The sequence below is a fragment of the Persicitalea jodogahamensis genome, assembly GCF_014651615.1.
In the GTDB taxonomy this organism is placed as follows: domain Bacteria; phylum Bacteroidota; class Bacteroidia; order Cytophagales; family Spirosomataceae; genus Persicitalea; species Persicitalea jodogahamensis.
In genome coordinates this window covers 617,368-629,637 of sequence record NZ_BMXF01000003.1, presented here as the reverse complement: position 1 = coordinate 629,637, position 12,270 = coordinate 617,368, and the positions used below count along the sequence as shown (strand labels likewise).

9 protein-coding genes are annotated in these 12,270 nt (G+C 48.2%); 7 read left to right on the top strand and 2 right to left on the bottom strand.

Translation table 11 applies throughout. From position 1 onward, the window contains the following. Positions 1-71: 71 nt before the first annotated feature. Positions 72-407, bottom strand: a complete 336-nt coding sequence (locus IE117_RS17940) for a LytR/AlgR family response regulator transcription factor (protein ID WP_189565848.1) — start codon at positions 405-407, stop codon at positions 72-74. 175 nt (positions 408-582) lie between these two features. On the opposite strand from IE117_RS17940, the gene IE117_RS17935 reads away from it, so the two are divergent. The 4 genes from IE117_RS17935 to IE117_RS17920 all read left to right on the top strand — a co-directional run bounded on the left by IE117_RS17935 (position 583) and on the right by IE117_RS17920 (position 5,495). Continuing rightward, positions 583-2,331 (top strand): sensor histidine kinase, encoded by a 1,749-nt coding sequence (locus IE117_RS17935; RefSeq protein ID WP_189565847.1) that lies wholly within the window; start codon positions 583-585, stop codon positions 2,329-2,331. Then, positions 2,328-3,062, top strand: a complete 735-nt coding sequence (locus tag IE117_RS17930) for a response regulator transcription factor (RefSeq protein WP_189565846.1) — start codon at positions 2,328-2,330, stop codon at positions 3,060-3,062. The genes IE117_RS17935 and IE117_RS17930 overlap by 4 nt, the downstream gene beginning before the upstream one ends. Positions 3,063-3,219: 157 nt before the next feature. After that, positions 3,220-3,741: a gluconate 2-dehydrogenase subunit 3 family protein gene (locus IE117_RS17925; RefSeq protein WP_189565845.1), complete on the top strand. Its 522-nt coding sequence runs from the start codon at positions 3,220-3,222 to the stop codon at positions 3,739-3,741. 26 nt (positions 3,742-3,767) lie between these two features. Beyond that, positions 3,768-5,495 (top strand): GMC oxidoreductase, encoded by a 1,728-nt coding sequence (locus IE117_RS17920; RefSeq protein WP_189565844.1) that lies wholly within the window; start codon positions 3,768-3,770, stop codon positions 5,493-5,495. A gap of 360 nt (positions 5,496-5,855) precedes the next feature. Here IE117_RS17920 and IE117_RS17915 read toward each other — a convergent pair whose 3' ends face one another. Beyond that, a complete protein-coding gene (locus IE117_RS17915) occupies positions 5,856-6,812 on the bottom strand; it encodes a phytanoyl-CoA dioxygenase family protein (RefSeq protein ID WP_189565843.1) in 957 nt (318 codons plus the stop codon). A 205-nt stretch (positions 6,813-7,017) separates the two neighbouring features. On the opposite strand from IE117_RS17915, the gene IE117_RS17910 reads away from it, so the two are divergent. The 3 genes from IE117_RS17910 to IE117_RS17900 all read left to right on the top strand — a co-directional run bounded on the left by IE117_RS17910 (position 7,018) and on the right by IE117_RS17900 (position 12,267). After that, a complete protein-coding gene (locus IE117_RS17910; RefSeq protein WP_189565842.1) occupies positions 7,018-7,614 on the top strand; it encodes an RNA polymerase sigma factor in 597 nt (198 codons plus the stop codon). Positions 7,615-7,635: 21 nt separating this feature from the next. Beyond that, the gene (locus tag IE117_RS17905; protein ID WP_189565841.1) at positions 7,636-8,733 is read left to right on the top strand and encodes a FecR family protein; all 1,098 of its coding nucleotides are present in this window, start codon (positions 7,636-7,638) and stop codon (positions 8,731-8,733) included. A gap of 240 nt (positions 8,734-8,973) precedes the next feature. Then, positions 8,974-12,267, top strand: coding sequence for a TonB-dependent receptor (locus IE117_RS17900; RefSeq protein ID WP_229581096.1), 3,294 nt, complete (start codon positions 8,974-8,976; stop codon positions 12,265-12,267). The last annotated feature ends 3 nt before the right edge of the window (positions 12,268-12,270 follow it).

The following is a 12,270-nucleotide window of genomic DNA, read 5'->3' as shown; positions in this document are numbered from 1 at the left end:
ACAGCAGCGAATCGCTGATAGTCTTCGAGTTATCCAATCAACGCGAATTCAATCCGTGATATCGGCTAATTTCAGGACATATTCAATGATAAGTATACTTCATGCCGCCGCCGCCGGGCTACTTCAACGGTCTGGCCATTGCTGAGCGTTACTGAAGTACCATCGAAGTCACGGATATGATACTTATTTACCAACCAGCCGCGGGTAAGCCGAAGAAAATGACTTGATGCCAGCCTCGATTCCAAAACGCCTAATGTCAGTGATACCAAAACTTTCCGGTCGTTAGTTAAATAAATGTGTGTATAGTTACGATCGCCCTGACAGGAGAGAATTTCATTGGGATAGGCACGCTTGTAAGCGCCAATGGGGACTTGTTCAAAGGTGTTGAGTAGAGCAGTTACCGCCATGATAGAGGGGGTTAATTTGTGGAGGCTCCAATTTCCCAAAAGGTTATCCAAAGAGCAACGATGAACTCACGAGCTGGTACTATTGACTTGTGAACCAGCAAAAAAAGTTATCGAAAGCTACAGTAGGATTTTCCGAAATCGGATTATCTTTGTGAGTCAAGGTCCCACACACACTATGTTGAAACACCTTTCCATACAGATCGTATTGTACCTTGTGGCAATGCTATCCATAGGTCGGGTACTGGCACAGGATCCGGCCTTTCCGCCAATCGCCGAGAAGCGTCAACATGCACAAGAAGTAGAGCGGGAAGCACGGGCAAAAAATGACTCCCTCCTACTGGCTGAGGCTTATTACCTCTACGGCAAACTATATGCATTCGCCGGTGACCACGTCGCCTCCAAAACTGCATTTCTTAACTCCCTGCGGATTCTTGAACCCCGGGGAGATTCCTATGATTTGGGCAGACTTTACGTGAGGCTCTGTGAAAATTCCAGGCAGATTTCTCAAACACGGGATGAAATCCGATACGCCTACCGGGCCAAGGCGCTATTTGAACGCATAAAATCATTAAAGGGACAGGTACTGGCCAATGCAACCCTGGCGCAGGTCTTTGAGCGCAGGTACCCCTACAATCCAAAGAGCCAACGCCCTGACAGCGCGGTGATATTTCTCAAAACTGCCGAACGACTAAATCGTCAGATAGAGGATTCGCTGGGCATGGCCGATATTAATCTGAAATTGGGAGAGCTTTTTCTTTTTCGGCACGATCCGAGGGCTATTACCCATTTGCTGGAAGCGCAAAAATGGCTTCATGTTAAAAAAAATCTTCGAACCCGACTTAACACCCAAATTCTGCTGGGGCGAGCGTACATCGATGCGGGACAGCCAGAAAAAGGCCTGTCCGAAATCCAGTCAGCAGCGCAGCTGTACAAGACTAACGGACTTAACGATCATTTGCTGGACGTCACCATGGACCGGGCAATGCTGGACTACTATGAGCACACGAATCAATGGCAGAGCGCACACAAGCGATTTGGAGAACTTTATAGAAAGGAAAATCTGCAGTTCGCCGCTGAACGTGATGGGGTACTTGCCCGGCTTCAAGTGGAATATGAAACGGAGAAAAAAGAAAACCTGCTTAAAATCCAACAACTGGAACTGGATATCTCGAATCGCAATCACCGCCAGGATAGAATAGTCATTGGGGTCGTTTTATTCCTATTTTTAGTCGCGGGCGTTCTTAGTGTGTTATTTTTTCAGCTTTTCAAGAAATATCAGGGATTGAGCTTGAAAAATGAACACCTGGTTCGGGAGCAAAACCACCGGGCAATCAGCAACCTTCAGCAGATTTCAAGCCTGCTCAATCTGCAGGCCCGGCAACTGTCCGATATCGATGCCCGTCAGGCTATGGAGGAAAGTCAGTTGCGGGTGCAATCCATGTCCCTCATTCAGAGCAGACTCTTCGGTTCCATCGATTCGCCGCTCATCGACCTTACTGAGTTTATTCCGGCGCTTGCCAATGGTGTACTGCTTGCCTATGGGTACGCGAAAATTGACACCACCTACAGGTTCGACCCACTGCACCTCAGCCCGGAACAAACCATTCCACTCGGATTGATCCTGACCGAACTCGTTACAAATGCCTGTAAATATGCCTTTCCCGGCAGTATTGACCCATGCCTGATTATTGGTTGTCATCGCAATGCGAACCAAATCGAACTGACTGTGTCTGACAATGGCCCCGGCCTGGATTTTGATTCAGGCCCGGGAAATACTGCCACTACGATCACTCCCACCAATTCCTACGGCCTGGAAATGATCCGTATGCAGGTACGCCAGTTGCGTGGGAATTATTACTTTGCTGAATCAAAGCCAGGTAGTGGTACTCTCTTTACTTTGAATTTTACCGATTCTGTCGCATGACTCCGCTCAAGATACTACTCGTCGAGGACGACATTCTAACGGCTACCGATCTGGCTGCTCAGCTTGAAGACGCCGGCCACACCGTCGTTGGCTCGGCACGGGATGCTACCGAAGCGAAAAAAATCCTCAAAGTCAATCCTCCCGACCTGGCTGTCATCGACATCACCCTTGGCGGGATGTCTTTTGCGGGTATTCAACTAGCTCAGGATCTGCTGGCCCAGCACTGGATGCCCTTTCTTTACCTGACATCCAGCACCGATCAGTCTACCATTGACCGGGCAAGTGCCACTTTGCCTTCCGCCTACCTGCTGAAGCCTTTCCGGATAATGGAACTTTTGATACAAATTGACTTGGCCCACGCCAGATTTTTAAGACTAGAGCCGGGCTTGCCTTCCGGCGGCCAGGTACTTTTCCTCCCAATCGACAACGGCCATGAACAGATTTCGTCCAAGGACGTGCTGTACCTGCAGGCCGATGGCGCAAGCGTTTCGATCCGTCTGCGCCATCAGGAAAAACCGTCGAAGGTTTGGATGACTTTGGGAAAATTAACGCAGCACTTCGATGATCCGGATTTCTTTCGTCTTTCCCGATCCCTGGTTGTCAACCTGGCCCACCTGCGTCGCGTGGAGCGTCATGCTATTCATCTGGGCGATGAGCGAGTCACTGTCGATATTTCGGAAGCCAACCGCAAAACACTATTGCAGAAAATCCAGGTGATAAAGACAAAGTAATATTGACAATCTTACGCTTTTCTGCGCGTTTGGGGTATATCACTGCGATAATCACCTTTCTTTGCAGAGAAGTCAGATTCTCCTGAAAAGAGAATCCGTCAGCCAATTTCGTTTGAAAGAAATCAAGCCTTTTTATTAAAACCTATAAAATAAAACCATGCAAAGACGCACGGCTCTTAAAAACGTAGCCGCCTCCATGGGCGCGATGGTAGCCCTGCCCGCCTGGGCCAGCAATTGGAACCAAAAGAGTATAAAAAAAATCGGATTTCTGACAATTGCCGAGGATGAAATGCTGGCCGAAGTGGTCGAAACTTTTATTCCCGTTACCGACACGCCGGGTGCCAAAGAATTGAATGTCCACCGTTTTGTGCAAAAAATGGTAGCCGAATGCTACGAACCCGAAGTTAAAAAGACGTTGAACGATGGCCTTGCCTCACTGGATAAATACAGTCAGCAGACTTTTAAGAAACCTTTTGCTGCCGGTACTCCCCCCCAGCGCATTCATATTCTGGAAGGTCTGGAACTGAGCGACGATCCATCGGTGAGAGCATTCTTTCCGTTGGTAAAGAATCTTACCATTCAGGGCTACATGAACTCCGAGTATGTCATGACCAATCTTACGCACTACGAGATGATTCCCGGGAGATTTCACGGTTGTGTTCCCATTAAAGAAGCCTAAATTAACTTTCACCGATACTGGTACAAATGCCTTATTTTAACATTGATTCTCAAAAAGCCCGGACTTACGACGCTATCGTAATAGGTTCGGGAATCAGCGGTGGCTGGGCAGCCAAAGAACTTACCGAAAAAGGACTCAAGACGCTGGTGCTTGAAAGGGGCCGTGACGTAAAACACAATGTGGACTACCCTACGACCAACATGATGCCGTGGGAGTTTGAACACAGGGAGAAGATGCCCTTAGCGGCCCGGGAGCAAAATCCTATTCAAAGCAAATGCTACAACTGGAAGGAATCATCGTCGCACTTTTTCATCAAAGACAAAGACCAGCCTTATGTTCAGGAAAAACCTTTCGACTGGATTCAGGGCTATCAGGTAGGCGGTAAATCTTTGCTGTGGGCCCGTCAGACCCAGCGGTGGAGCAAGTATGATTTTGAGGGCCCCGGCCGCGATGGTTTTGCCGTAGAATGGCCCATTGGCTACGACGACATCGCGCCATGGTACAGCCACGTGGAAAAATTTGCCGGGATTACAGGCAATAAAGATGGCATTGACGCTCTGCCTGACGGCGAGTTTCTGACGCCCCACGAGATGTCCTGCGTGGAAAAGTACTTCAAAGAAAAAGTAGCCGGCAACTACAAAGACCGTCACATTATCATTGGCCGGGCGGCCCATATCACCGACCCGCAGCAGATCCACTACGACCAAGGCCGTGCCAAGTGTCAGCACCGGGTTATGTGCGAACGCGGCTGTCCGTTTGGCGGGTACTTTAGTAGTAACGCTTCTACGATTCCGTGGGCCATGAAAACCGGAAATATGATCCTCCGCCCCCATTCGGTGGTGCATTCGATTATTTATGATGAAAAGAGCAGCGGGGCCACGTCCGGCAAAGCCACGGGGGTGCGGGTAATCGATGCCAATACAAAGGAGATGATGGAGTTTTATGCCAAAATCATTTTTGTAAATGCCGCGGCTATTAACACCAACATGATCCTGCTCAACTCCACTTCGTCCCGCTTCCCCAACGGACTCGGCAACGACAGTGGTACTTTGGGTAAGTACTTCGCCTTTCACAACTACCGCGCCCGTGTTTCGGGCGAGTACGATGGATTTCTGGATATGACGACCGATGGCCGACGGCCCAATGGTAGTTATATTCCCCGGTTCAGGAATGTGTACAAGCAGGAGACAGATTTTCTTCGCGGCTACGCCGCTGGATTCAGCGCCAGCCGCACTTCCCGCTCGGATTATAGCCAGGAAGGTATTGCTTTAAAAGAAAGCCTGCTCAATCCACAACCGGGAAATTGGCGGGTGGGCTCCCACATGATGGGGGAAACGATCCCAAAGGAAACTAACTACGTAGCGCTGGATCCCAATCTGAAAGATCCCTATGGACTGCCGCAAGTCAGGATGTCGGTGGATTACGACGATAATGACGAAAAAATGGTAAAGGATTATCTGGAACAGCTGACGGAGATGTTTACCATGGCGGGCTTCACCAACATCCGCACCAGCGACAGCAAGCAGGCACCCGGTCTGGATATTCACGAAATGGGTGGTGTTCGCATGGGCAAGGACCCCAAAACCTCGATGCTGAATAAGTACCATCAGCTCCACGCCGTACCCAATGTTTTCGTGACTGATGGTGCCAGCATGACTTCCACTTCCACTCAGAATCCGTCGCTGACCTACATGGCCTTCACGGCCCGAGCAGCGGACTACGCGGTGAAGGAGATGAAGAAAAAGAATTTGTAAGCTAAGTACATGTAGTAATAGAAATGCCAGGCTTTTGATATCCTGGCATTTCTATTTAATACCTTTACAGCAGCGCAGGCATGTGAGGATGCCGCTAACTCCTGTATATACGAAAGTTTTGCAGTGTTTTCTAGATATATTTCGTACTTCTCTTATTTTTCATTGCCCTTTTGATGCCGTATTTATTTTAGGGATCGGAGTTTAATAATTCGTAATGCTTGCCGTTTAATACCTTTATCTTTTGCGAGATTTAGAGCATCGAATGTGCTTTTGATAGCATCGAGCGTTTTTTTAGCGATATGGAAATACGGAAAGGAAGTTTTTAACGAGCCCCCGCCACAGTCATCGTCCCCCCTCGCCCTACCCTCTCAACTTTTTGACCCACTGCCTTACGCCCGAAGGTACCAAGGATCGCATGAGTCCGGCAGGTAGGTACACTTTATAAGAATAGCCGATGTGATCAATGTCTTTTTCAAGATATTGGCTTTTCACTTCTTTCCCCGTAGCGATGTTGACGACTTTTTGAATCGAAATCCGTTCGATGGCCATGTCGGTGAGCATGGGACGGTAGTAGGCGCAGCCCTCGAAGTAGAAGTGATTCACCTGCGTAAAGCGGGTACTACCTGCATGCGAAATCGGCTCGCCACCGTGCAGCAGGTTCGCCGACCAGATCAGGGCTTGCCCTTTCTTGATGTTCAGTACCTTCTTGTCCAATTTCTTATTTTCCACCAGCTCAGCGATGAAATCCTCGTAGCGGGTATAGTACTTTGTGAGCATCTCTTCGATCGACTTGCTGGTAGAACCTTTCAAACCCAGAATCGACAAGTCGTAAAAGGGTAGTTTGTGGCTCTTGGGATAATAGTGCAAAGGTCCGTTGCCATTGTGGACGTCTTCCAGCGCCACCCACACGCCACACATAAACCGCTCGGGGATGGAATTGAAGTGGATGGAATCGCTGTGGGTCCGCTGCTGACTACCTGTGCTGAAATTCAGCGTCTGAAAGGGAATCGGTTCCCGGCGATAAAGCAATTTAAGCACTTCCAGCACCCGGGGCGCGGCGGCTATCTGCTTGACGGCATCGTTGTACTCCCAGGCATCCTGAATGCGGTTGGTGTGCTCCGCCTCAAACTTCGGTTTGAGACCATTTACCACGGCATCGATCACCGATCCATCGATTTGTGGGTCAAATACTACGTACCCATCTTCGGCGTAGCGGCGAATAAGTTCTTCGGTCGCGGAATCGTAGCCCGCCTGCTCAATTTCTTGCTCAAAAAACGGTGATTCCACCCAGGGGGTGTTGAGGGTAGTAGTGGCCATACGCAGTGAGAAGTTAAGGTTAAGATGGTAAAGATTCACAAAAAAGTACTCGTTCTCAATAGCTTTCGAAAATTTGAACACTAAGTCAAGGCATATCTCTGCGTATTTACTATTAGAAATTGCCCATTTTCAAAAAATATTTAGAAAAAATTGGATTAAAAAGCACTGATTGTGGCATTAGTATATAGAATACAACGCAAACCGAGTGGGTCAGGCACAAACCAGAAACCAGAATGTAGCTTTATGGAGTGCTTTTCGGGAGGGAAACCGAGAGGCGTTCAAGCGAATCTATGACTTACACGCCGATGAGTTATTGTGTTACGGGCATCAGATTACCACCAATGTTCAATTAATTGAGGACAGCATTCACGATCTGTTCGTTGAGCTATGGCAAAGTCGCGCCGGACTGAGCGACACGGATTCGATTAAGTTTTACCTGTTTAGGGCACTGCGCAACAAAATATTCCGTGTTTACAAACGGGATGAATTTTACAGAGCGACTGATCTTGAAAATTGCCAGGAGCTTGAAGAACAGGGAAATTGGAGGGAAAAGCAAATAATTCAAAACGACGGCCACGAAGAATTGATGCGACAACTCCGTGCCGGGTACCGTCAGCTAAGTCCCCGCCAGCAGCAAGCTATCGACCTTCGCTTCACGCATCATTTTAGCAACGAAGAAATTGCCCAGATCATGGGTATCAATTATCAATCAGCTTGCAAGTTCATTTATTCAGGGCTTAAAGTACTACGGCAGGTAGTGCGGATACTTTCGGTGGTTATTATACTTGGGTATTTATTCTGAGCTGGATTTCAACCTACATCAATGGCATACCATCAATATTTAGCGGAAGATTTTGCTGCGGATGACCGTTTCAAGGAGTGGGTCCACGCTCCTACTCCCGAGAATATTCGATTCTGGCACAACTTCCTGCACGAACATCCTGATAGGTTTGATTACGTAGAAGAAGGACGCCGTTTGGTTCAGGGGCTTCAGAGTATTCATTCCGCAGAAAGCGAAGAATCAAACTTTGCTGCTCTATTTTCAACGAGGGACATTTGGACACGGATCGAGGCTTCGCTTAGTGACTTGGAAAGTCCAGAAGGGAGAAAAATCAATTGGAATATCTCCCTCAAAATTGCTGCCTCTTTGGCACTGTTGCTTTCTATGGGATGGTTGGGATGGCGCTATCTGCCAACCAATACTATCACTTCCGACCCCAACCCCGTCTTAGTGGTGAACAAATGGAATGAATCAGTCAATTCCGCCAGCGTGATCATGGATATCCAACTCGCCGATGGCACCCGGGTAAAACTTGGGAAAAATAGTCATTTAAAGTACCCGCAAAAGTTCGAAGGAAACGAACGCATAGTATACTTAACGGGTGAAGCCTTCTTTGATGTAGCCAAAAACCGGCATTTGCCCTTCTTGGTATATGCTGGCAATACGGTAACGAAAGTGCTCGGCACGAGTTTCGAAATCGAAGCATTTGCCGATTCACCCGATGTTACTGTTTCCGTAAAAACCGGAAGGGTATCAGTGTACGCCGATGCCACAGATCACCCTCATAATGATCCCGAAGCGAGCGGCATTGTCCTCACGCCTAATCAAAAGGCCATTTTTAAGCGTAGTGATGCTACTATTCATAAAGCCGTAGTTGCAAAACCCCAGCTGGTAATTCCCACGATCGATAAATCGCTTTTTGTCTTCGAAGATATGCCTGCTGCTCAGGTTTTTGAAGCTATCAGAAAGGCGTATGGTATTGAGGTAATATATAGTGAAGCAGCATTTGGACAGTGCAGGCTCACGCTCAATCTGACCGATGAAGATATGTACCAAAAATTAGAAGTAATCTGCAAAGTGGTGAACGCCCATTATAAACTCGTTGACGGACAAGTGATTGTATACGGGACAGGGTGTTGATTAGTAAAGAATCGAGTTATTTCACTAACAATGAGTGATTAGAAAATGCCAATACCTGTCACCTAACCCGTAAAAAGGCATCGGCTGTGTTGCGACCACAACCGATGCTGAATCCTTGCTCCTGTGTAGAAAACTACGCCCAGACCGGGCGTGAAGAAGGAGTTTTTGCTCAATTATTCACAAAAACAACTAAAACTAATGAAAAAACCATTACGGTTCAATACGTTCATTTTACACCTTATGAAAATCTCATTGATCCAGTGTCTGCTAGGGATTATTCTTGCGGGGGTATCGATAGCTCATGATACCAGCGGGCAGGAATTACTTGACCAACGGATCACACTGCGGGTAGAGAACCGCAGCGTCAGAAAAGTACTTGGAGAAATCGAAAAGCAAGTCAAAGTACGGTTTGCTTACCGGCCTGTTTCGGTGCCCGCGGAGCATAAAATTTCGCTCGACGCCAACAACGAATCGCTGGGCATCCTGCTGGACAAGCTATTAGATCCCCTACGTTTGCATTACGAAGTTGTAGGAAGGCAGATTGTTTTGAGTCCAAGAGAAGCAGAAAATCTAGCCCTGAGGAGCCTGTCGAAAATTCAGGTTATCCCTATCGACCGAACTTTGACGGGTACCGTAACCGACAAAGACGGCGTAGGCCTGCCCGGCGTGAGCGTGGTGTTGAAAAATACCTCACGTGGTACGACAACTAACAGTGAAGGAAATTTTACGCTGGAAGCACCTGGAAACGGCCCTGACGTCCTGGTTCTCAGCTTTGTGGGATATATATCGCAGGAGGTCACGATGGGTAGTCGCACCCAGGTCGATGTCACATTAATGGAAGACACAAAAGCATTGGAAGAGGTGATTGTGGTGGGTTATGGTACCCAGAAAAAGCGAGATTTAACGGGTGCAATTTCCAGTATATCCAGTAAAGAGATCGCCGAAACACCTGCCGCAAACCTTTTACAAAACGCACAGGGTCGCCTTGCCGGCGTAGACATTGTGCGGGCCAATGGAAATCCCGGCTCTGAACCGGTAATCCGTATCAGGGGTAACCGATCCATCACTGCGGGCAATGGTCCACTTTACGTGATCGATGGCATACCAACAGACGTGAGCATCAATGATTTCAACCCCAACGACATTGAGTCAATGGAGGTACTGAAAGACGCCAGTGCAGTGGCAATCTACGGGTCGCGCGGGGCCAACGGGGTCATCCTGATTACGACCAAGCGTGGCAAAGCGGGGAAGGCTGTAATCAGCTACGATGGGTACTTTGGGATAAAGGAAGCTCAAAAGGATCTCAACCTTATGAACGGCGAGCAATTTGCGCGCTATTCGCGCGCGGCAAGAAATATAGATCCCACCGACGCCAGCCAGGATGCCACCTTTTTCGACCCGCTCGAGATCGCCAACCTTAACAACGGAACGGAGACCGACTGGCTGAGCCTGATTTTGCGCAACGGCCAGCAGCAGCAGCACCAGCTTTCAGCCAGTGGCGGCTCGGACAAAACTACCTACTACTTGTCAGGGGCCTTCTTCGACGAGAAAGGAATTATGCAAAAGAGCGACTACCAGAGGTACTCGTTCCGGGTCAATCTCGAAACAAAACTCACTAGTCGACTGCGCGTTGGAGTAAGCTCAACGGTATCCAGTGATTTACAAAATATAATGGCAAATGGTCCATACTCCGATGCACTTCGGTTCTCACCTTTGATAGAGCCTTACGATGCTGAAGGGAATTTTTTGGCTTACCCAAGCCCTCGTGAGGGTTTGCTTACCAGCCCTCTCCTGGAATACCAGCCTGGTCAGTATACAGACGAGCGTAAAAAGTACCGGATATTTGCCAATATCTTCGCAGAATACAATTTGGCCGAGGGGCTCAACTATCGCCTCAACTATGGACCGGATTTCAGCAGCTATCGGCAGGGGCAATATAATGGTACTTTGGCTGGTAGTGCTAATACTGCTGAGATCAATAATCGCCAGATCTTCGCTTTTACACTCGAAAATATTCTGACCTATAAAAAGAACTTCGGCAAACACGCATTGGATGTCGTGGGGCTGTTCAGTTCTCAGCAGAACCGAACCGAATTGTCTGGTGCACGGGCAAGAAATATTCCCGTCGAAACTTCTCTTTTCTACAATCTCGGTAGTGCACAAGATATACTGGGCATCAGTAGCTCATTGTCCAAATGGGGATTACTTTCGTACATGGGACGTATCAATTATAGTTTTAATAATCGCTACCTTCTCACACTGACTGGCCGCGCTGATGGCTCCTCTCGTCTGTCACCTGCCAATAAGTGGGCATTTTTTCCTTCCGTATCGGCTGGCTGGATATTGTCAGATGAAACCTTCCTCAGTGGCAACAAAACATTGTCATTCTTGAAACTTCGTGCGGGATATGGATCGGTGGGTAATACCGCCATTGATCCCTACCAGACACTGGGAGGGCTCGAACGCTCTATCTACGCTTACGGCAACGATCCGGCTTTTGGTTATGGACTAAACATCATTCCTAACCCTGATCTGCGCTGGGAGATATCCAGCACGCTGAATGTTGGGGTGGATTTCGGCTTTTTAAGCGATCGTATTACTGGTTCGCTGGAAGTTTACAAGACAAACACGAAAGATTTGTTGCTGGAACGACTGATCCCCATTACCTCAGGGTACGGGTCTGTTTTGCAGAATATTGGGGCTACCAGCAATCAAGGTTGGGAATTGACCCTGAACGGCAATGTCCTCCCTGCAAATAGTGCCTTTCGCTGGGAGGCCGGACTGAATGTGTTCAGTAATAAAGAAAAGATTGTTGAGCTTTTCAACGATAGTGACGATGTTGGGAACGGCTGGTTTATAGGGCAACCGATCCGCGTCTTTTACAACTATCAGCAAGAGGGTATCTGGCAGACCAGCCAAGCCGATGAGGCCGCCAAGGTAAATCAAAAGCCAGGAGATATTCGTATAGCGGATGTGAACGGGCGCGATGCCGACGGCAACCTGACGAAGCAGCCCGACGGACAGATCAATGCCGACGACCGCACAGTACTTGGATCAACAGTTCCGAAATGGAGTGGCGGGTTGACCAACCGCTTCAATTTCAAAGGAATTGACTTTTCTTTTCTGATTTACGCACGGCAGGGCCAGATGATCCGCAGCGATTTCCACAACCTGGGAGGAAACAACTGGCAGGGACGATATAGCGCAATCAACTTCGATTACTGGACACCGACAAATCCCGTCAACAAAATCCCCAAACCTTCTGCTGCCAGTGCTCCCCTGTATGATGATGCCGTTCAATTCTACGATGGCTCATTTGTAAAAATCCGCAATATCGTTTTGGGCTACACGATCCCTAAAACGCTCAGCTCAAAGATTGGTCTGAGCAGCTTGCGCGTGTATGCCACGGCTGACAATGCTTTCATATTTTCACCTTACAAACTAGTGGACCCTGAAACCTCAAACGGTGTAGTAGGTGGCTCATCTCCCATGACATCTGCCACTTACGTTTTTGGTTTAAACTTAAAATTCTGAATG